General features: G+C 66.6%; 16 protein-coding genes and 2 tRNA genes. 12 read left to right on the top strand and 6 right to left on the bottom strand.

Features of this window, described 5'->3' with window-relative positions; translation table 11 throughout:
* The first annotated feature begins 208 nt into the window (after positions 1-208).
* Together fdhA and amt are read left to right on the top strand one after the other, a co-directional pair.
* Positions 209-1,435, top strand: coding sequence for a formaldehyde dehydrogenase, glutathione-independent (fdhA, locus tag TVC13_RS07425; RefSeq protein WP_422400587.1), 1,227 nt, complete (start codon positions 209-211; stop codon positions 1,433-1,435).
* A gap of 308 nt (positions 1,436-1,743) precedes the next feature.
* Positions 1,744-3,330: an ammonium transporter gene (amt, locus tag TVC13_RS07430; protein WP_422400588.1), complete on the top strand. Its 1,587-nt coding sequence runs from the start codon at positions 1,744-1,746 to the stop codon at positions 3,328-3,330.
* A gap of 58 nt (positions 3,331-3,388) precedes the next feature.
* Here amt and TVC13_RS07435 read toward each other — a convergent pair whose 3' ends face one another.
* Together TVC13_RS07435 and TVC13_RS07440 are read right to left on the bottom strand one after the other, a co-directional pair.
* Entirely contained in the window at positions 3,389-3,667 is a 279-nt protein-coding gene (locus TVC13_RS07435) for a putative quinol monooxygenase (protein WP_422400589.1), read from the bottom strand.
* Positions 3,668-3,706: 39 nt separating this feature from the next.
* Positions 3,707-4,660, bottom strand: a complete 954-nt coding sequence (locus tag TVC13_RS07440; protein WP_422400590.1) for a DNA-3-methyladenine glycosylase family protein — start codon at positions 4,658-4,660, stop codon at positions 3,707-3,709.
* 123 nt (positions 4,661-4,783) lie between these two features.
* Between TVC13_RS07440 and TVC13_RS07445 the strand changes: the two genes are divergently transcribed.
* Both TVC13_RS07445 and TVC13_RS07450 read left to right on the top strand, forming a co-directional pair.
* On the top strand, positions 4,784-6,154 hold the full coding sequence (locus TVC13_RS07445; RefSeq protein WP_422400591.1) for a cystathionine beta-synthase: 1,371 nt from the start codon (positions 4,784-4,786) through the stop codon (positions 6,152-6,154).
* A 58-nt stretch (positions 6,155-6,212) separates the two neighbouring features.
* Entirely contained in the window at positions 6,213-7,361 is a 1,149-nt protein-coding gene (locus TVC13_RS07450; RefSeq protein WP_422400592.1) for a cystathionine gamma-synthase, read from the top strand.
* A gap of 12 nt (positions 7,362-7,373) precedes the next feature.
* Here TVC13_RS07450 and TVC13_RS07455 read toward each other — a convergent pair whose 3' ends face one another.
* Positions 7,374-7,790: a hypothetical protein gene (locus TVC13_RS07455; RefSeq protein ID WP_422400593.1), complete on the bottom strand. Its 417-nt coding sequence runs from the start codon at positions 7,788-7,790 to the stop codon at positions 7,374-7,376.
* A gap of 246 nt (positions 7,791-8,036) precedes the next feature.
* On the opposite strand from TVC13_RS07455, the gene TVC13_RS07460 reads away from it, so the two are divergent.
* The 3 genes from TVC13_RS07460 (at position 8,037) to TVC13_RS07470 (ending at position 12,228) form a co-directional block, all read left to right on the top strand.
* Positions 8,037-9,323 (top strand): glycosyltransferase 87 family protein, encoded by a 1,287-nt coding sequence (locus tag TVC13_RS07460; RefSeq protein ID WP_422400594.1) that lies wholly within the window; start codon positions 8,037-8,039, stop codon positions 9,321-9,323.
* Between the two features lie 10 nt (positions 9,324-9,333).
* Positions 9,334-9,987 (top strand): MOSC domain-containing protein, encoded by a 654-nt coding sequence (locus TVC13_RS07465; protein ID WP_422400595.1) that lies wholly within the window; start codon positions 9,334-9,336, stop codon positions 9,985-9,987.
* Between the two features lie 318 nt (positions 9,988-10,305).
* The gene (locus tag TVC13_RS07470) at positions 10,306-12,228 is read left to right on the top strand and encodes a DEAD/DEAH box helicase (protein ID WP_422400596.1); all 1,923 of its coding nucleotides are present in this window, start codon (positions 10,306-10,308) and stop codon (positions 12,226-12,228) included.
* A gap of 48 nt (positions 12,229-12,276) precedes the next feature.
* On the opposite strand, the gene TVC13_RS07475 is transcribed toward TVC13_RS07470, so the two are convergent.
* Together TVC13_RS07475 and TVC13_RS07480 are read right to left on the bottom strand one after the other, a co-directional pair.
* Positions 12,277-12,561 carry a PLD nuclease N-terminal domain-containing protein gene (locus TVC13_RS07475; RefSeq protein WP_422400597.1) on the bottom strand — a complete coding sequence of 95 codons (285 nt, stop codon included), beginning with the start codon at positions 12,559-12,561 and terminating at the stop codon, positions 12,277-12,279.
* 46 nt (positions 12,562-12,607) lie between these two features.
* Positions 12,608-13,972, bottom strand: a complete 1,365-nt coding sequence (locus TVC13_RS07480; protein ID WP_422400598.1) for a protein kinase domain-containing protein — start codon at positions 13,970-13,972, stop codon at positions 12,608-12,610.
* A gap of 263 nt (positions 13,973-14,235) precedes the next feature.
* Here TVC13_RS07480 and TVC13_RS07485 point away from each other — a divergent pair.
* The 5 genes from TVC13_RS07485 to TVC13_RS07505 all read left to right on the top strand — a co-directional run bounded on the left by TVC13_RS07485 (position 14,236) and on the right by TVC13_RS07505 (position 18,625).
* Positions 14,236-14,307, top strand: a tRNA-Thr gene (locus tag TVC13_RS07485).
* 73 nt (positions 14,308-14,380) lie between these two features.
* A tRNA-Met gene (locus TVC13_RS07490) sits at positions 14,381-14,454 on the top strand.
* 224 nt (positions 14,455-14,678) lie between these two features.
* On the top strand, positions 14,679-16,556 hold the full coding sequence (locus tag TVC13_RS07495; RefSeq protein ID WP_422400599.1) for an AAA family ATPase: 1,878 nt from the start codon (positions 14,679-14,681) through the stop codon (positions 16,554-16,556).
* 91 nt (positions 16,557-16,647) lie between these two features.
* A complete protein-coding gene (locus TVC13_RS07500; RefSeq protein WP_422400600.1) occupies positions 16,648-17,214 on the top strand; it encodes a type 1 glutamine amidotransferase domain-containing protein in 567 nt (188 codons plus the stop codon).
* 199 nt (positions 17,215-17,413) lie between these two features.
* Positions 17,414-18,625, top strand: coding sequence for a CaiB/BaiF CoA transferase family protein (locus TVC13_RS07505; protein ID WP_422400601.1), 1,212 nt, complete (start codon positions 17,414-17,416; stop codon positions 18,623-18,625).
* Here the strand turns inward: TVC13_RS07505 and TVC13_RS07510 are convergent.
* Positions 18,610-20,118 carry a PucR family transcriptional regulator gene (locus TVC13_RS07510; RefSeq protein ID WP_422400602.1) on the bottom strand — a complete coding sequence of 503 codons (1,509 nt, stop codon included), beginning with the start codon at positions 20,116-20,118 and terminating at the stop codon, positions 18,610-18,612. The two genes, TVC13_RS07505 and TVC13_RS07510, sit on opposite strands and share 16 nt — an antisense overlap.
* Between the last annotated feature and the right edge of the window lie 15 nt (positions 20,119-20,133).

A 20,133-nucleotide genomic window follows, 5' to 3' on the forward strand; every position in this document is an offset into this window, starting at 1 on the left:
CTCCTCCGTCAGCGGAGGAGCTCCCTGCCGCGCTTTAACGCTCCGGACCCCGCCCCGAAGGACGCTTGGAGGGCTAATAATCCTCCCTAGCCGCGGTCTCCTTTGGGCTGTAGGCTCGGACAACCCGGGGGAGCTGTGCGGCCGCCGGCTGCCCGTCTGCCGGGGAACCCAGTCAACGTCGACCAAGGTTACAAGGCGAGGAATACCAATGAGCGGTAATCGAGCAGTTGCTTATATCGAACCCGGTGTTGTGGAAGTCCAGGACATCGACTATCCCACCTTCGAGCTGCGGGACGGTCCGGGGGTGAACCCAGCCAACGTAGGCCGGAAACTGCCACACGCGGCCATCCTGAAGGTCCTGACAACCAACATCTGCGGCTCGGACCAGCACATGGTCCGCGGGCGGACCACTGCTCCGGCGAACCTGATCCTGGGCCACGAAATTACCGGTGAGGTGGTGGAAACCGGGCCCGATGTGGAGTTCATCAAGGTTGGCGACGTGGTCTCCGTGCCCTTCAACATCTCCTGCGGCCGCTGCCGGAACTGCAAGGAACGCAAAACCGGGATCTGCCTCAACGTGAATCCCGACCGTCCCGGCAGTGCCTACGGCTACGTCGACATGGGCGGCTGGGTGGGCGGCCAGGCAGAATACGCACTGGTGCCTTACGCGGACTGGAACCTGCTGAAGTTCCCGGACTCTGACCAGGCCATGGAAAAGATCATGGACCTGACGATGCTCTCCGACATCTTCCCCACGGGCTACCACGGGGCCGTCACCGCCGGCGTGCGCACGGGGTCCACCGTGTACATTGCCGGTGCCGGCCCGGTGGGGCTGGCGGCTGCTGCCGGCGCACAGCTGCTGGGTGCCGCCGTCGTTATTGTCGGTGACCTCAACGAGGACCGGCTGGCGCAGGCGCGCAGTTTCGGCTGCGAAACCGTAGACGTGTCCAAGGGTGATCCCAGGGACCAGATCGAGCAGATCCTGGGCGTTCCGGAAGTGGACTGCGGTGTGGACGCCGTCGGCTTTGAGGCCCGCGGGCACGGCCACGGGGCCGGGCAGGAAGCCCCGGCTACGGTGCTGAATTCACTGATGGACATCACCGCTGCGGGCGGAGCCCTGGGTATCCCGGGTCTCTACGTCACCGGCGATCCGGGCGGCGTGGACGAGGCAGCGAAGGTCGGTTCGCTGTCCCTCAGCCTGGGGACAGGCTGGGCAAAGTCGCTGTCCTTCACTACCGGCCAGTGTCCGGTGATGAAGTACAACCGGGATCTGATGATGGCCATCCTGAATGACCGGGTACAGATTGCCAAGGCCGTTAACGCCACAGCGATCCGTCTCGACGACGCGCCCGAGGCCTACCGGGAGTTCGACTCCGGCGCCGCCAAGAAGTACGTCATCGACCCGCACGGCGTTACCGGAGCCAACGCCAACTAGCACCGCCAAGGCACCGTCAGCAGGGGCCGCCGGGACGGCAGGAGCAAAATCTGCGTTCCCCGGCGGCCCTTTGCGCGCCCGCATCTTCCGCCTGCCGGATCCGCCTCGCTAGACTCGACGGGCCGGAGACACCCCTCCAGAATCATGGCCCTCCGGCGGCACCACTCATGCGGGACACGAGTTGGAAGCGGGGATCACATGCGCGCACTGCCCACACGCCGGGACGGGTTATCAACCCTCTGCAGGGACGCGTCGCCGACGCCCCTGACCAACAGACCCGTCCGTTCAATCTCCGGCGGAGCCGCACAGTGAACGGGGCGGATACCGCCTGGGTACTGGTGTGCGCCGGACTGGTGCTGTTCATGACCCCCGGCCTGGCGCTGTTCTACGGCGGGATGGTTCCGGTGCGCAACGTGCTCACCATGATGATGCAGAACATCATCCCGCTGGGCATCATCACGCTGACCTGGGTGCTGGTGGGCTACACGCTGGCCTTCAGCAACCAGGGGAACTCAATCCTGGGAGAGTTTGATGCGTTCGCGCTGCTGGACGTGGATACACCCCAGTTCCACACCGTAACGGCGGGTGTGACTATCCCCGCACTGGCGTTTGTGGCCTACCAGATGATGTTCGCCATCATCACCCCGGCACTGCTTACGGGTGCCACCGCCGGAAGGCTGAAGTTTGCCGGCTGGACCGTATTCCTGGTGGTCTTCTCGATTGTGATTTATCCGCAGGTGGCGCGCTGGCTGTGGAATCCCAAGGGCTGGCTAACGCAACTCGGTGCCCAGGACTGGGCCGGCGGCCTGGTGGTCCATGCTTCCGCGGGCGCCGCAGCGGTGGCAGTCCTGCTGGTGGTGGGACGCCGCCGGGGCTGGCCAAACCTCAAGACCTCACCCAATAACCTGCCGCTGATGCTGGTCGGTGCGGGCATCCTGTGGTTCGGCTGGTTCGGGTTCAACGCCGGAGACGGCCTGCAGGCAAATGACATCGCAGCGCAGGCGCTGGTAAACACCCACGTGGCCGGCGGCTCCGCCATGCTCACCTGGCTGATTGTGGAACGACTGACCAGCGGGCACTCCACCCTGGTCGGCGCGGTGTCCGGGGCGGTCGCCGGCCTGGCCACCATCACCCCGTGCGCCGGCTACGTGAACACGGGGTCCGCGGTGCTCATCGGACTGATCGCCGGGTGCGTCTGCTGCTTCGCCGTCCGGCTCAAGCACCTGCTGCGCTACGACGACGCGCTGGACGTGATTGCCGTGCATTTCGTGGGTGGGCTGATCGGTTCGTTCATGCTGGGGTTCTTTGCGGACAGCAGGGTTAACCCGGTCAGCGCGGACGGTCTGTTCGCCGGGGGAGGCGGGATTCTGCTGTGGCACCAGACGGTGGCGATCGTCTGTGTGGTGGCCTTCTCATTTGTGCTCAGCTGGCTGGCGGCGGCGCTTATCAACCGGACGATCGGGCTGCGCGAACCGGGGCCGGAGCAGGATTCCCTGGACAAGGTGCAGCAGGGTCAGGGCGCTTACTCCCTCAGCGGTGTTACCGCCCACCCGACCACCAGTGGCCGCGGTGCGGATGCGCCGGAAACCAACGCGGTTCAGCCGCGCGAGCCCCGGCATGTAATCAGTGCGATCGTGAACACCGACCGGATCGACGGGCTGCGTGATGCACTGCTAATGGCCGGTGCACGGTCCATCGAACTGATGGAAACCACCGTTTACACCGGCCGGGTGCATACCGAAATATTCCGCTCCGACGTGCGGAAGCTGGATTTCGAGGACCGGATGCGCGTGTACGCGTCAGTGGATGACGAGCACGAAGAAGCAGTGGCTGCGGTACTGCGCCGGTTCGGCGCGGAGCCGGACTCGATCCACCGTTTGGAAATCAGTCCATAGCCCACCGCGTTCCCGGCCCGCGCACAGCGGGCCGCAACTGCGGGCCGGGAACAGAAAATCAGCCGCGGTGCAGTGCCACCGACTCGGCCAGCAGGGCGCTCAGGGATTCGTCCAGGTCCTGCTTGGCGGAGCCGGCTGCATGCCGGGCCAGGTCCTCTTCGGAGGCCCACTGCTCAGTCAGGACAATCCGGTCCTCGGATTCCTCGGTGATTTCATACCGGAGGCAGCCGGGCTCGGCCTGGACCTGCTCGATGGCGATCTCGAGGGCCAGCTTCACGCGGAAGAACTCTCCGGGGTTGGGAACGAATACGGCTGTCAGGTCTACGGGTGCGCTCATTTAGCCAACTTTAGGCGAACCGGCGGCCCCTGGGGACGGTCAGTGCCGGCGGTGGTCCTGCGGAGTCAGCCGCGGACCCCAGGCCTGCTTGCGGAAACCGGTCAGTCCGATCAGACGCACCACCCGCTGCCGGTGCCCGCGCCAGGGCTCCAGGAGAGCCAGCATGCCGGCGTCGTCAGTGCGCTTTCCCGTGAGCGCGGCTCCCACCTCCGCGGCCAGATGGAAGTCGCCGACGGCAACGAGGTCGGGGGAGCCGTGCGTGCGCTGCAGGATTTCCGCAGCGCTCCACGGCCCAATGCCCGGCAGCGACTGCAGCTTGAAACTGGCTTCTTCCGCGGGCAGGCCAGCCAGGCGTTCCAGGCCCGACGCCGAGGCGCAGGCGCGCAGGATGGTCCGGGAACGGTGCGAATCAACACCCGCGCGGTGCCACTCCCAGCTGGGTACCCTCCGCCAGCCGGCAGCGTCAGGCGGAAGCATCAGCCCTGCAGGCACCGGCCCCGGAGCAGGATCACCGAAGCGCTGAACCAGGTAGCGCCAGGCATGCACGGCTTCCATTTGCGTGACCTTCTGTCCCAGCACCACCGGCACCAGGGTCTGCAGCATCCTTGCGGTACTGGGCAGCCGCAGGCCGGGATGGCGCCGCCGGGCTTCCCGCAGCGCCGCCGGCAGGGTCGCCAGGAAGTGCGGGTCGTCGAAGGAAGACCAGTCGTCGTGTTCACCCAGCAGTGAAGGAACGGAGGCCACGGCCTCCGCAGCGCCGGGACCCCAGGCCTGGGCTGAAACCCGTGCCGGGGAACGCAGGGCACCGGCATGCTGGGCGAGGAAAAGAGTGACCGGCCCGGAGCCGGTGCGGAAGGCCAGCCAAGCGCCCGCAGGCAGGATCCGTACCGATGGGTCGGCGGACCCGTGCGCCACGGTCCTTAGGGTGCGGGCGAGCTCCAGCGGGCGGGAGAACTCAAACTCGCCGCGACTGGAGGCCGAACCGGAAGACATGCCACCATGCTCGCACGTCCGGTATGAACTTCTGTCCCAAAACCACGGTGACAGGAAGCAAGTTTGCTACGCCGTGTTCAGCCGGGCCTGTTCCTTCGCGGCTCAGCCAGTAACGTGGTGCCCATGAAGTATGCCAACACTGTCCTGGACCTGATCGGCAACACCCCGCTGGTGAAACTCCACCACGTCACCGAAGGCATTAAAGCCACGGTGCTGGTGAAGCTGGAGTACCTCAATCCAGGCGGTTCCATCAAGGACCGCATCGCCGTGAAAATGATCGAAGCGGCCGAGACGGAAGGCAAACTCCGCCCGGGCGGCACGGTGGTTGAACCGACCAGCGGCAACACCGGCGTCGGGCTGGCCCTGGTGGCCCAGCAGAAGGGCTACAACTGCATCTTCGTCACCCCGGACAAGGTCGGCGTTGAAAAGCGCGACGTGCTGCGCGCCTATGGTGCGGAGGTAGTAGTGACGCCCACCGCCGTCGCTCCCGAAAGCCCTGAGTCCTACTACGGTGTCTCCGACCGCCTGGTACGGGAAATCGACGGCGCCTACAAGCCGGACCAGTTCTCCAACCCGGCCGCCCCGGCGAGCCACTACGAGTCCACCGGACCCGAAATCTGGAACGACACCGACGGGAAGCTCACCCACTTCGTTGCCGGCGCAGGCACCGGAGGAACCATCACCGGCACCGGCCGCTACCTGAAGGAAGTCTCCGCTGACCGCGCCTCCGGACCGGTGAAGATCATCGCCGCGGATCCCGACGGATCGGTGTACTCCGGCGGTACCGGACGCCCCTACTTCGTCGAAGGTGTGGGCGAGGACATGTGGCCGGGCAACTACGATCCCTCGGTTCCCGATGAAGTCATTGCTGTCAACGACGCCGAGTCCTTTGCCATGACCCGCCGCCTGGCGCGCGAAGAAGGCCTGCTGGTTGGCGGCTCCTCCGGCATGGCCGTAGTGGCCGCGCTGCGCGCCGCCAAGGACCTGGGCCCCGACGACGTCGTGGTGGTCCTGCTGCCGGACAGCGGCCGCGGCTACATTGGCAAGATCTTTAACGACGGCTGGATGAAGTCCCACGGTTTCCTGGCCGATACGGAGCAGGACGCCTCCGTGGCTGACGTGCTGGCAGCCCGCGGCGGCGGGCCGGCACCGTACGTACCCAAGACCGCCACCGTGCTGGAAGCCGTGGAACTGCTTGGCCGCCACGGCAGCAGCCTTCCGGTGCTTGCCCACGAACCGCCCGCCGTGCTCGGCGAAGTGCACGGTTCAGTGGACGAGCGCTCGCTGACCGAAAAGCTCTTCCGCGGCGAAGCCAAGCCCGGCGACCCCGTCAGCGACCACCTCTCGGCCAAGCTGCCGCAGATCGGAGCCGGGGAATCCGTCTCCGCCGCCATGGAACGCCTGGCAGATGCAGACACCCTGCTGGTCGCCTCGGGCGGCACCTGGCACGGCATCCTCACCCGCCGCGACCTGCTCTCCTACCTCAGCGCCTAAACCCGGCCAGGCAGAGACCAACCCCGACCGCCGCCTAAGCCGGCACAGGAGGAAAACCATGACTGAAGGCTTCAACACCCGCGCCATCCACGCCGGGCAGACCCCGGACCCCACCACCGGCGCCGTTATCCCGCCGCTGTACCAGAGCACCACCTACATGCAGGACGGCATTGGGGGACTGCGCAACGGCTACGAATACGGCCGCGGCACCAACCCCACACGGGATTCGCTGCAGGAGCAGCTCGCGGCGCTGGAAGGCGGGCGCCACGCGTTCTCCTTCAGCTCCGGCCTGGCCGGTGAAGACGCCCTGATCCGTGCGCTGCTGGCGCCCGGGGACCACATTGTCCTGGGCAATGACGCCTACGGCGGAACGTACCGGCTGATCAACCGGGTACTCTCCGCCTGGGGCATCACCAATGCCGCCGTGGACATGTCCGACGCCGCTGCCCTGGAAGCCGCCATCGCCGCCGGGAACACAAAAATGGTGTGGCTTGAAACGCCGTCGAACCCGATGATGAAGATTACCGACATCGCCGCCGTGGCGCAGGCAGCACACGACGCCGGTGCCCTCCTGGTAGTGGACAACACCTTCGCGTCCCCGTACCTGCAGCAGCCGCTGGCCTTCGGCGCGGACATCGTGGTGCATTCGACCACCAAGTACATCGGCGGGCACTCGGACGCCGTCGGCGGGGCAGTGATCCTGAACGACGACGCCGCAGCGGAGAAGATCGGGTTCATCCAGTACGCCGTGGGCGCCGTTTCAGCTCCGATGGAAGCCTGGCTGACCACCCGCGGACTGAAGACCCTCGGTGTGCGCATGGACCGGCATTCCTCGAACGCCATGGCCGTGGCCCGCTGGCTCAAGGACCAGCCGGCCGTTGAATCGGTGCTGTACCCGGGACTGGAAGACCACCTGGGCCATGACCTGGCCAAGGCCCAGATGAAGGACTTCGGCGGTATGGTCTCGGTTAGCTTCAAGGGCGGGGAAGCAGCCGCCCGCAAGGTGGCCGAGTCAACGAAGGTCTTCACCCTCGCCGAGTCCCTGGGCGGGGTGGAGTCCCTGATGAACTATCCCTCGGAAATGACCCACGCCTCCGTGAAGGGCACTGAGCTGGCCGTACCGGAAAACCTGCTGCGGCTCTCCGTGGGCATCGAGGACCTTGAAGACCTCATCGCCGACCTGGACCAGGCACTGAAGCAGCTCTGATCCGAAGCAGGTTCAGCGGCGCCCCGTCAGGCGGCGCCGCCGGACCTTTGGGTCCGTCTGGGCGTAGAACCGGGTGCTCTGCGGCAGCCACAGCAGCACGGCGCAGGCCAGCAGCAGCGCGCCCAGTGCCATAAGGGAAGGGCCGCGGAACAGCAGCGGCACGCCGGCGATCAGTCCCAGGGTAGTCAGCGTTTCGCGGCTGCTCCGCTTGCCCCCGCGAAGCCGCAGGGCGTAGAAGGCGGTCAGAGCGCCCACCGCGATCCCCAGGATGCCAAGGGTGAGCAGACCCTGGGAATCCTGGCGCTGGGTCTGCGCCGTGAACAGGAACGAGCCGCCGGCCAGGACCAGGACGACGGCGGCCACCAGCCACGCTGCCGCGGCCAGCCGCATGGTTCCGGGCATCGGAGTCCGGGGATGTGTCTTGCTCAAAGCTGGTTCTCCTTTTCGGGGATCCCTCCGCCTCGGAGGCTGTGCGGGCATCCTGTTCACTCACAACGGTAGCGGCAGCGGCCGGCGGCTGCCCGATGCGCCGGCGGTGCCGGGCGTAACGCTGCCGTCCAATCCGGGGACACCGGCATCTAAAATCCCCTCTTCAGCCTCCCGCGCCACAGCTGGCAGGTAGAGTGTGGCTCGCTCGTCCGCTTGCCGACCGGCAGCGGCGCAGGAGGGAAGCAGATGCCGCAGGGACTGCGTTCACAGGCCGCGGGTGCCGTGCTGGTTCTGGCCGCGGCTGCTGTCTGCGCCGGTCTGCTGGCACTGGCACTCACCCTCGCGCCGCGGGACGGCATCGACTTCCGGGTTTACGTGGCCGGTGGCCAGACTGTCCTGAAAGCCAGCGGTGAACTCTATTCCGTGGGGATCCCCAATCCGCCTAATCCTTCGCTGATGTTTACCTACCCGCCCGTATCGGCACTGCTGTTCGCCGTCCTGGCACCCTTCGGCGACGTCATCGGCTTCAACATCTTCTTCGGGCTCTCCCTGGCCTTGACCGCGCTGACTGCGCTGTGGCTGGTGGCTCATTTCAGCAGTTCCGGCAGTGTAAGGGCCGTGCTGAGGGGGTTCTGGCTCCGGCCGGCGGCGATCGTGGCGTTTGGGCTCATAGCAGCCCTGGGGCCATGGCGGGACACACTGGCGCTGGGCCAGATCAACATCATCCTGTTCGCACTGGTGATGATCGACTTCCTCAACCGCAGCGAGCAGTGGCCGCGAGGGCTGCTCACCGGTGTGGCCGCCGGGTTCAAGCTGACTCCGCTGGCCTTCGCCTTCTACTACCTGGTGCGCGGCGACTGGCGGGGGCTGCGGAATATGGCCTTTGGCTTCCTTGCCACCTTCGGGCTGGGGTTCCTGATCCTGCCCCGGGAGTCGAAGACTTATTGGGGAGAACTGCTCCCGGACACGTCACGGGTCGGCGGGGGAGCATACGTGGACAACCTTTCCTTCCGCGGCGCGCTGCTGCACTTCGCCGGACCGGAGGCGGACGTGACTGTCCCCTGGCTGCTCCTGTGCCTCGCCGCAGCGGCTGCTGCAGCCGTCATCATCCGGCTGGCAACACTGGCCGGGATGGATCTGCTGGCTCTGGCGGCCGCAGCACTGCTGATGCTGCTGGCCTCACCGGTCTCCTGGTCCCACCACTGGGTCTGGGTGGCCATCTTCCTTCCCTTGACCGCGGCAGCGGTGCAGGGGCTTCCCGGACGGCGAAGGACGATGCGTGCCACCGGCTGGATCCTGCTGGCCGCCACGACGGTGATTTTCTACCTGACGCCCAAGGGCATTGCCACTCTGCTTGGCGCGGGGGACCTTGATTCCCAAACCCCCGGACTGTGGCTGATGGCCGCCAGTGCAGGGGTCTTCTGCGGTGCCGGGATGCTCCTCTGGTTCCTGCTGCTGCTCTGGCCCGGCCGGCCGCGGCGCTGGTGGCGCGCCACACACTTCTCCCGCGATATCCGTGTACCTCGGACCTAGACTGTTGCACATGACTTCCGGATCTCTCCTGGCTATCTGCCGTGTGCACGCGCTGCGGCCCACCTCCGATGCGGTTGGCGTAAGCGCGATCGACAAGCGGGCTGTCGAAGGACCCGTCAAGGTCTACGCCCTTGGGCTGACCGGTGATGTCCAGGCGGACCGCAGGCACCACGGGGGCGAATCGAAAGCTGTGTACGCCTATTCGCAGGAGGACGCAGACTACTGGGCCGCGGAGCTGGGCGAACCGGTGCAGCCCGGACGTTTCGGGGAAAACCTCCGGGTGGCGGGCATCGATGCGTCACACGCCGTCGTGGGGGAGCGGTGGCGGATCGGTGCGGACGTTGTGCTCGAAGTGACCTGTCCGCGCACGCCCTGCCGCAACTTTGCCCAGTACATGGGCCAGCCCCGCTGGGTGGCGCGGTTCGCTGCCGCCGGACGGCTGGGAACCTACCTTCGCGTTGTCTCCCGGGGGTCAATCCAGGCCGGAGACAGTGTGGAAATCATCTCCCGGCCGGAACACGGCGTCACCGTGGCAGACGTGTTCGAAGGGCTCTCCGCTGAGCAGCATTTCCGCTTGTCAGACGCGCATTCGGAGGGCATGTACCTGTCGTCCGAAATCCGTAAGGTACTGCGTCGGCAGCCCGCTGCCAAAGACGCAGTTTAGGCTGTGTGCCGGACCTCACTGCCCTAATCTGCGGGGGTACCGGCCACAATGCCGTACACTTGAGGAATCCCCCACTCCGGTATTCCCTGATTTTCCTGCGGACTAGAGTCCATTGCAGGTACGTTGTGTTGGGGCCCGCATGAAACATGCGGGCAGATTCATCTCCTGGGAGCGCCGGCAAAGAAATCGTCACACCGAGCCGCGGTCGCAACCCAGTGATACTGGCCCACAGCTGTGACGGAGAGTCCTGCCTGGGATTGCAACAGTGCCCGGACTTACGTACTTGCAGCCGCCAGAACCGGCTGCCCGGCCCCACTGATGAGGAATATCCCCTTGCCTGAGAACACCCAAGAAATTCTCGAAGAAAACACCGAAGCCGTTGCTGAAGAAGCCCAGGTGCTGTTCTCCGATTTCAACCTGGATGCGCGCATCCTCGCCGCACTGACCGACGTCGGCTACAAGACCCCCTCGCCCATCCAGGCAGCCACCATTCCCGTTCTGCTCGAAGGCCGCGACGTCGTGGGCCTGGCCCAGACCGGCACCGGCAAGACCGCAGCCTTCGCTGTTCCCGCCCTCTCCCGCATGGCTGAGCTGGCCGAGGTCAACGGACCCACCAAGGACACCCAGATCCTGGTGCTGGCCCCGACCCGTGAACTCGCCCTGCAGGTTGCAGAGGCCTTCACCTCCTACGCCGTGCACATGGATGACTTCACCGTGCTGCCCGTCTACGGCGGTTCCCCCTACGGCCCCCAGCTTGCCGGCCTGCGCCGCGGTGCACAGGTTGTTGTTGGCACCCCGGGCCGGGTCATCGACCACATCTCCAAGGGTTCCCTGGACCTGTCCAACCTCCAGTACCTGGTCCTGGACGAAGCCGACGAAATGCTGCGCATGGGCTTCGCCGAAGACGTGGAGCAGATCCTCTCCACTACGCCGGATGAGAAGCAGGTAGCCCTGTTCTCCGCGACGATGCCCGGCGCGATCCGCAAGATCGCCAAGAAGTACCTGAACAACCCGGCGGAAATCACCGTCAAGTCCAAGACCACCACCGGCGTGAACACCCGCCAGCGGTACGTGCAGGTCATGGGCCCGCACAAGCTGGACGCCATGAGCCGCATCCTCGAGACCGAGGACTTCGACGGCGTCATCGCCTTCGTGCGTACCAAGATGGCTACCGAGGACCTGGCTGACAAGCTGAAGTCCCGCGGCTACAAGGCTGCCGCCATCAACGGCGACATTCCGCAGCAGCAGCGCGAGCGTACCGTCGAGGCACTGCGCGACGGCAAGATCGACATCCTGGTCGCCACCGACGTCGCCGCCCGCGGCCTCGACGTCGAGCGAATCAGCCACGTCTTCAACTACGACATCCCGCACGACACCGAGTCCTACGTGCACCGCATTGGCCGTACCGGCCGTGCAGGCCGCAGCGGCGATGCCATCCTCTTTATGACCCCGCGCGAGAAGTACCTGCTGCGTGCCATCGAGAAGGCTACCCGCCAGCCCGTCGAGCACATGCAGCTGCCCGGTGTTGACGTAGTCAACGCCAAGCGCCTGGCCAAGTTCTCCGACCGGATCACCGAGACCCGCAACACCGAAGACCTCTCCGTCTTCCGGGACCTGGTCACCAAGTACATCGCCGAGAACGACGTTCCCGCCGAAGAAATCGCCGCTGCACTGGCCGTTATGGCCCAGGGCGGACGCCCGCTGCTGATGGAAGAAATTCCGCAGGCACCGGCCCGCCAGCGCGAGCGTTCCGAAGGCCGCAATGACGGTTTCGGCTCCCGCGGCCCGACGCGCCCGCTGACCGAAGGCAACGCGACCTACCGCATCGCCGTCGGACGCCGCCAGCGCGTTATGCCCGGTTCGATTGTCGGCGCCATCGCGAACGAGGGCGGCCTGTCCTCCTCGCAGATCGGCGGCATCGACATCCGTGCTGACCACACCCTCGTGGAACTGCCGGCTGACCTTTCCAAGGACCAGCTGCGCGCCCTGTCCCGCACCCGGATCGGCGGCGAGCTGATCCACCTGGAGCTGGACAAGGGACGCCGTCCGTCCCGCGAAGGCGGCTCCTACGACCGCGCTGACCGCGGTTTCAAGAAGGACTTCAAGAAGCGCGACGGCGAGCGGTCCTTCGGTGACCGCGGCTCGGACCGCCCGTACAAGAAGAAGTTCGACGGCGACCGCAGCTTCAGCAAGCCGGCCGGTGCCGCTGCCGGTGCGCGCAAGCCGCGTTTCCGCGACTAAGAGTGACTAACGGTTGGGTGTCCCCGGAAGGGGGCACCCAACCTGCGTTTAACGCCCTTGGCGCTGCCGGTTTGCCGCCGGGGACGCGGGTTCTGTCCGGTTTACGCGGCGGCTGCGCCGGACACGGTAGAGGTGGAAGAACCATACGCCTGGCCCCAGGACAGGAAACCCAAGGATGCCGAGCAGGCACAGGAACTTCGTGCCTGGAGTCAGGGCCCGGTCCCGGGCCAGGGAAATAACCGCAGCGACTGTCAGCGCCAGGATCACTGCTGCCATGGCGGTGACCATGAACTCCCATGCTGCCGGAACGGCTGGATTGGTGCCTTGGTCCATGCTGGGCTCCCCTTTGAGCGGTGCCGCCTTTCGGCGCGGTTCCGAGTCAGTCTGCCACAGCAGGTTCGCCGTTCAGGAACTCAGCGGCGTCCCTGGCGTCCCTGGCATCCCTGCGCAGCTGCAGCACATCGGCTGCCAGCGCAGCGAGGTCGCGCAGGGTGGCTTCCTGCTCCCCGGTGAGGCTGCGCGCCCTGCGGTCCATGACACAGAGGGTGCCAAGGGCAAGGCCGTCGGTGTTGCGCAGCGGTACACCGGCATAGAACCCGAAGCCCGGCGAAGCCGCCACCAGCGGGTCTTCGGCGGTGCGCGGGTCGTGCTGCACGTCATCGACTATGAACGGGGCATTCTCGCGGACGGTTACCGGGCAGAGGGATTCGCCGGAGCCCGCCGAGCCGCGGTTCGTGCCGCTGCCGGACATCGTCCAGACCTGGCCGCCGCCGACGATTGAGACGGCCGCTACGGGAACGCCCAGCAGCCGGGCGGTGAGGGCAGTGATCCGGTCCAGCACCGGGTCCCCTTCTGCTTCGGCTGAGGCTCCCAGTTCATCGGCTGCACGGACACGCTCAGGATCTTCGAACGCCTCGGTACTGCGCCGTCCCCGGCCCGCCCTGGTGAGATCCTGCATAACCTCGGAGACTTCGTGGGCGGAGGGCCGCTCAGCCGGCTCCAGGGCCGTCATGGCCCGGAGAATTCCAACCCACTCTGGTCCCAGGGAGTCCGGGATGTCCGGGCCGCGGAACAGGCGTGCCAGGGCGCTTTCCACCGCCATGCCGGGGAAGGCCCGTTCTCCGGTCAGGCAGCGGAGCAGCACCAGGCCCAGTGAGTAGACATCGCTGTGCGGACCGGCAGGTTCGGACCGAACCTGCTCCGGGCTCATGAACCCGGCAGTCCCGGTGAACTCGTCACCCTGCGGATTGGGGTCGCCGGCCATCTGCGCGACACCAAAGTCCGTCAGCTTGGCACGCAGCCTGGTCTCGTCCTCGCGGTAATCGAAGAGCAGGATATTGGCAGGCTTGATGTCCCGGTGCACAATGCCGCCGCGGTGCATGTAGTCCAGCCCGATCGCCAGGTCATAGGCGAGGTAGGCCACCTGCCGGGCCGGCAGCTTGCCCTTTGCCAGCCTTCGGCTCAGATCGGACCCCTGGACCAGCTCCATGGCCAGCCACACGATTGAGGTGCCCGACGGCGACACCTCGGTGCCGGCGTCGAACAGTGTGATCAGGCTGTGGTGGTTGAGCTGGGCCAGCACCTTGGCTTCGGCCTCGTTCCGGCTGCGTTCTTCTTCCGTGCGGGCGAGGGAAGCAATAAGCTTCACGGCAACTTCGCGGCCCAGCAGTTCATCCACGGCGCGGTGAACGGATCCCATGGACCCGTAGCCGATCCGTTCCTGCAGGCGGTATCTGCCGCCCACAACCGTCCCTGGACCCATTTGCCTAGGCATCCGCGCACTCCTGTAAGAATCTAATCCTGCCGGCGGGGGAAACGGCGGTCGGAAACCCTGTTGTTCCCTGTCACTTAGTCTACGTTCGTGATCCCTGAGAAGGCGGCAAGACGGGCAGCTGACCTGCACAAACAGTGTCTTCGGTCACAGATGGCCAGTTTGGCCCGAATCGATTTCGTGATGCGGAGAAAGTGCTGGTAGAGTCTTATGTCGTTGCCCCGGTGAGGGGCGATGCCCCGATAGCTCAGTGGTAGAGCGCCATCTTGGTAAGATGGAGGTCCCGGGATCGATTCCCGGTCGGGGCTCTCAATGGGAGGGTCCGCGTTTGTAAGCCTGTTGTTCAACATTAGGCGAAGCACGCGGGCTTGACTCATTTATGGCGGTGTAGCTCAGTTGGTTAGAGCGCACGACTCATAATCGTGAGGTCGGGAGATCGAGCCTCCCCACCGCTACAGAGAAAAACCCCCGGGATCTTCCCGGGGGTTTTCTGTTTTCCGGGATCGCTGCACGGCCGCTCTGCGGCGCCGGGCACCGCCGGCAGGACGGCCCCCGCCAAAGAAAGTGCCCTGGGAACACGCAGTGCACCGCCCGGGCGCAACCGGGCGGCTTGTAGGATCACTTCAAGAGCGCCGTCCTAAGTCAATCGCCCGAGCACGGAACGAAAGATGCAGACCCGATGACAGAGAACACTCCTGCCCCTGCTGAGCAGCCCCTGCCAAGCCGGCGCGCCCTGCGTGCAGCGCAGAATTCCGACGGGTCCGGCGTTGCCGTGGACGGAGCACGGGAGCGTCCCCGGTCTCCGGTGCCGCCGGCCGGGCCGGCTGCACCCGGTGCGGCGGAGACTCCGGACGGTGAGCAGCCGCTGACCCGCCGCCGGGCCAGGGCGGAACTGCGGTCCTGGGACGCCGCGGCACCCCACCGTGCGGGAGGAGACCCGGCTTCTTCCGGGCGGCCACTGGTTCCGCTGATTGAGCAGCAACCTGAACACGGCGGGAGTGTGCTGGAAGAGTCCCTGCCGGGAGAGCAGTCAGAGGGCTCCGGGAATTCCGCGGCAGCGCAAGTGCCGGCGGACGGCGAACTGCAGTCAGTGCCGAAGGCCACAACCGACGCTGAAGCCCGTCCTGCATCGGTCCTCATCCCGGAAATAGAGGAGGACCAGCACGAATCCGAGGCGCAGCCCGTGCCGGAAGCGCTTGCTCCCGCAGCGGAACCGGCTGAGCTGGAACCGACTGAATTGGAGGCCGGGCTCGAACCGGAACCGGCGGCTGAACCGGAACCGGCGGCTGAGCTGGGTGCCGGGACTGAGCTGGAAACCGGGACTGAGCTGGAATCGGCGACTGAGGAACCGACTGAGAAGAGGCGCCCCGTCGTACTTCCCGAACTGCCCGTAGCGCCGCCCGCCGGATCCGGGCAGGAAACCCAAAACGCTGCAGCGGATGATGCTGCGCCGAACGGAAATGAAACAGCCATCGAACCCGAACTCGCCCAGCCGGAGCAGGACCTGGATCCCCGGCCAGCAGCCCAGGAGCCCGAACGGCGGGCACTGCACCCCTCCGGGCTGCCCCTTGAACCGGTACTGATGCCCTCTGGTCTGCGGGAGCGAACCCGCCTGGCAGTACGCGGTGAACCCAACGACGTCCGCCGGGCCACCTTCCTGGACACCCAGACGGCCAAGATTCCGGCTACCCGCGGATTCCGCGGATTCCTCGCCTCGCTGGGCATCCGGATTGCCCCCTCGGCCCGCGAGCTCGATGAACGGCAGGACACCCGTACCGTCAGCCAGCACTGGCCGGGGCCGCGCACCATCTCCGTGGTCAACGGCAAAGGCGGGGCGAACAAGACTCCCACCACCGTGATGCTAGCTGCCATCTTTGCCCGTAACGGCGGCGGCCCCGTCCTGGCGTGGGACAACAATGAAACCCGCGGCACCCTGGGCTGGCGTACCGAGCAGGCTCAGCATGATGCGACGGTCATGGACCTGCTGCCGGAAACCGGGCTGCTGCTCTCCCCGGCGGCGCAGTCGGCCATGCTGGCAAGGTTCGTCCACCACCAGACGGATGACAAGTACGACGTCCTGCGCTCCAACCCGAACGTGCTCGCCAGCGAGCAGAAGGTCACCAGGGCGGACTTTGACGCCCTGCACGCCGTGGCCTCAAAGTACTTCCGCCTGAACATCGTGGATTCGGGCAACGATGAAAGTGCTGAGCGCTGGCTGCGGATGATCGATCACACCGACCAGCTGGTGATTGCCACCACCACGGTGGAAGAGCATGCCGAGGCAGGCGCGCTGCTGCTCGAAGCGCTCCAGGAACGCGGAGGCCGGTACGCCGAACTGGCGCGCGGCGCCGTCGTCATCGTTTCCCAAGCGGACCGCAACGGCACTGAAGCGCAGGCCCGCAGAGTGGCCGAGGCCTTCAAGGTGCTGGCGCGGGCCGCGGTGACCATCCCGTACGACCCGGCACTGGTGAAGGGGCAGATCCGCTACGCCAGTCTGCGCCCTGCCACCCAGCGCGCCTGGCTGAAGGCAGCCGCCGCAGTTGCCGAAGGCCTTTAGAAAGATCAGCTTGCTTAGTATCCCCTCTTTTTCCTAGGGTAGGAGGCAGCGGCGGTTCAGACCGGACCGCCAGACCACGAACGGAGGCAAAATGTCAGCACATGATATTTCCGGCAAGAAGGTCGCTTTCCTGCTCACGGACGGTGTGGAGCAGATTGAACTCACCAGCCCCTGGCAGGCAGTCCAGGAAGCCGGCGGATCGCCGGTCCTGGTCTCCCCGGCCAGCGGCACGCTCCAGGGCTTCAACGGGGTGGACAAGGGCGACACGTTCACCGTGGACCTGGACGTAGCGGATGCCAATGCTGCGGACTTTGACGCACTTGTGCTCCCCGGCGGCGTCGTCAACGCAGACTATCTGCGCGTCAACAAGGACGCCCAGCGGTTCGCCCGGGACTTCTTCGAAGCGGGCAAGCCGGTTGCAGCGATCTGCCACGGACCGTGGCTGCTGATCGACGCAGAAGTAGTGAAGGGCCGGGACCTCACGTCCTTCCATACCCTCGCCACCGACCTGCGCAACGCCGGCGCCAACTGGAGTGACGAGGAAGTGGTGGTGGACCAGGGCCTGGTTACCAGCCGCACCCCGGATGACCTCGAGGCGTTCAACGCCAAGGTGGTCGAAGAAATCTCCGAAGGGCAGCACGCAGGCCAGCACGCCTGACGTTCCTCTCTTCCACTCCGCCCCGGATGCCCACGGCCGCCGGGGCGGAGTGCTGTCCGGACCCCGCAGCGGATGTACGGGTTGACCAGCGGATTGGATGAGATGTCCAAGTGCTTTTTTCCCTGAGTACCTAGGGTGGTGAAAACCGTCCATACCGGAGCCCGTGGAAACCCCGGGCAGGGAACAGGGGAGCGAAGCTGTGGCAGACACTGAGAACACACCGGCGGGCCAGCGTCCGCTTGAAGGAATCCTGGTAGCTGACTTCTCCCGGGTCCTTGCCGGCCCGCTGTGCACCATGACGCTGGCGGACCTCGGCGCGCGGGTCATCAAGGTGGAACGCCCGGAAAGCGGGGATGACACCCGCAGCTGGGGCCCGCCCTGGTCCGCCACCGGCGCAACCTACTTCGAGTCCGTGAACCGGAACAAGGAATCGGTCTGCCTGGATCTTGGCGATGAACACGGCAGGCAGCTCGCCCGGGAACTGGCGCTGCGGGCAGACGTGCTGGTGGAGAACTTCAAACCCGGCGGGATGGACCGGCTGGGGCTGGGCTATGCGGAACTGAGCGACGCGAATCCGGGACTGGTGTACGCCTCGATTTCCGGTTTCGGGGACGGCGGGGGACGCGGGCTGCCCGGCTACGACTTTGTAGTGCAGGCCCTCGGCGGCTTGATGAGCATCACCGGCGAGGCAGGCGGAACGCCGCTGAAAGCCGGAGTTGCGCTCGTGGACGTGCTGACGGCCAAAGACACCACCATCGCCGTCCTGGCGGCACTGCAGTCCCGCAGGGCCACCGGCCGCGGCAGCCACATCCGGCTGAACCTGCTCTCCAGCCTGCAGGGTGCGCTGGCCAACCAGGCACAGGCCTACCTCGGAGCCGGCGTGGTGCCGGGCCCCATGGGTAACGCCCACCCCTCGATCGTCCCGTACCAGCTGCTGGCCTGTGCCGACGTTCCGCTGGCCGTGGCTTGCGGCAATGATGCACAGTTCGCCCGGCTGGCGCGGGAACTGGATGCCCCGGAACTGGCAGCCGATGAGCGGTTCGCCACCAACAGTGCGCGGGTACAGAACCGGGAGACGCTGATCCCGCTGCTCGAGCACTGCCTGGCAGCGGCACCGGCCGCACACTGGCAGGAACGGCTGAGCCGCGCCGGGATACCGGCGGGCAAGGTCTCCGGCATCGATGAGGGAATCGTCTTCGCGGAATCCCTGGGCCTGGAGCCGGTGCTTGAAGTCAGGGACGCCGACGGCGCCCCGGCAGGTAAGCAGATCCGGCACCCGGCCCAGTGGGAGCCGCCGCTGGCTCCGCGGGCCGAAGCCCCGCCGCGGCTGGGACAGCACACCGAAGCGGTCCTGAACTGGCTCCGGGAACCTGGCGCAGTGCAGGAGCCGGAGGACTACCTCTCGCGCTGACGCAGCTCCAGCCACAGCGGTGCGAAGACATCCGGATCATCCAGGTCCACACCCAGCAGGGAAGACGCCAGCGCGATGCGGTGGCGCAGCGAGTTCCGGTGCACACCCAGGGCCCGGGACGCGTTCTCCCAGTGGCCGCGGTGACGCAAATACTCAGTGACGGTTCCCGCCAGATCTGCCCGGGGATATGCGGTGAGCGTCCGTACCCAGGCCTCTGCAGCAGCGTGGGCGGGACCGGCTGTTCCGGCGAGCGTGCCGGCCGCAGCCTGGGCCAGGGCCCGGCGCAGTCCGGGCAGTACGCCGGGCACCTCTGCCAGGCTAACCGGATCGCTGACGGCTCCGGAGAGCTCCGGCATCTGAGCCGCCGGGATCCGGGTTTCCCGCTGCGGGCAGTCCTCCGCGGACAGCAGGACGTACAGCACGCCGTCGCGCTCGTGGCGCAGTGGGCACCCGGACAGCTGCTCTGGAAGCGGGGGAACCCCGGGTGCCGGCTTCAGGGCCGGCGCTGCTCCCAGCAGGTCCTCCGCCCCGGTCTGCGGCCCCTCCCCGGCACCCGGACCTGCTGCCAGCGCCAGGACCCGGACGCGCCGAGGAAGCTCGGGATGCCCGGCGTCTTCGGCCAGAATCCGCGCGGCCTCCGTATGGCCGTGGAGCACCAGCTTGGCAACAGCACCCTCCAGCACGGCGGCAGCACCGGATGCTGCCTCCCGCTGGCGGGCCTTCAGCGCCAGGAGCGTGCAGACGGTCATGATGACCTGCCGGTCCGGGGCCGCGAGCTTGCGTCCCGGACCCACAGCCAGGAATCCGTGAATCCGGCCGCCGGCAGCAATGGGGTACTCAACCACCGGCTGGCCGTGCAGTTCGAACGTCGCTGCCGAATGGGTGCCGGCACGGTTGAGCCGAAGTGTCTCTTCGCGCAGCAGCGGCAACAGGGCGCCCGTGCTCTCCGGCCAGTACCGGACGGGCTCAGTTCCGGAAGAAGGAAGGAAGGCCGCCCAGCCGCCCAGAGCCTGGGCAAGGCCGCGGATGACGGCGGCGGCACCTCCGGGGCGCATCGCCGCCTGCGCGAGCGACGTCTGGGTACCCAGACTGCCCATCAGCTCCGCCTGCCCGCTGCGGGCGGAGAGTGCCCAGTAGGACCGGGAGACGTTCTGGAAGGGAACGCCGTCGGGAACGGCGAGCAGATGGATCTGCGCTTCGTCGCAGGCAGCACAGAGATACTCCGGGACTTCGGCCAGCCAGGGACCCAGCCCGATGCCTAGTGCATGGACGCCCCTGGACCGGAGGCGCTCGACGTACTGCCGGGTCGCTGCAGGGTTGCCGCCCAGCGGCATGCCGGTGGTCAGCAGCAGCTCCCCGCCGTCGAGATAGGGGGTGGGATCCACAAGCTCCGAGACGTGGACGCCGGACAGCTCACGGGCCGGCAGGGAGCGGCCGTTGACGGGAACCAGATGCGTTCCGAGAACGGCGCAGAGCTCAGAAAGGGAAACCATGGGATAAATCATCCG

Origin of the sequence: Arthrobacter sp. 3Tela_A, assembly GCF_049311025.1 — a bacterium.
Lineage (GTDB): Bacteria > Actinomycetota > Actinomycetes > Actinomycetales > Micrococcaceae > Arthrobacter_B.

Bases quoted from the DNA above. Each gene is read 5' to 3' on its own strand.
- fdhA (WP_422400587.1), top strand. From the start codon at position 209: ATGAGCGGTAATCGAGCAGTTGCTTATATCGAACCCGGTGTTGTGGAA.
- TVC13_RS07435 (WP_422400589.1), bottom strand. From the start codon at position 3,667: ATGAGCGCACCCGTAGACCTGACAGCCGTATTCGTTCCCAACCCCGGA.
- TVC13_RS07440 (WP_422400590.1), bottom strand. From the start codon at position 4,660: ATGTCTTCCGGTTCGGCCTCCAGTCGCGGCGAGTTTGAGTTCTCCCGC.
- TVC13_RS07445 (WP_422400591.1), top strand. From the start codon at position 4,784: ATGAAGTATGCCAACACTGTCCTGGACCTGATCGGCAACACCCCGCTG.
- TVC13_RS07450 (WP_422400592.1), top strand. From the start codon at position 6,213: ATGACTGAAGGCTTCAACACCCGCGCCATCCACGCCGGGCAGACCCCG.
- TVC13_RS07460 (WP_422400594.1), top strand. From the start codon at position 8,037: ATGCCGCAGGGACTGCGTTCACAGGCCGCGGGTGCCGTGCTGGTTCTG.
- TVC13_RS07465 (WP_422400595.1), top strand. From the start codon at position 9,334: ATGACTTCCGGATCTCTCCTGGCTATCTGCCGTGTGCACGCGCTGCGG.
- TVC13_RS07470 (WP_422400596.1), top strand. From the start codon at position 10,306: ATGAGGAATATCCCCTTGCCTGAGAACACCCAAGAAATTCTCGAAGAA.
- TVC13_RS07475 (WP_422400597.1), bottom strand. From the start codon at position 12,561: ATGGACCAAGGCACCAATCCAGCCGTTCCGGCAGCATGGGAGTTCATG.
- TVC13_RS07495 (WP_422400599.1), top strand. From the start codon at position 14,679: ATGACAGAGAACACTCCTGCCCCTGCTGAGCAGCCCCTGCCAAGCCGG.
- TVC13_RS07500 (WP_422400600.1), top strand. From the start codon at position 16,648: ATGTCAGCACATGATATTTCCGGCAAGAAGGTCGCTTTCCTGCTCACG.
- TVC13_RS07510 (WP_422400602.1), bottom strand. From the start codon at position 20,118: ATGGTTTCCCTTTCTGAGCTCTGCGCCGTTCTCGGAACGCATCTGGTT.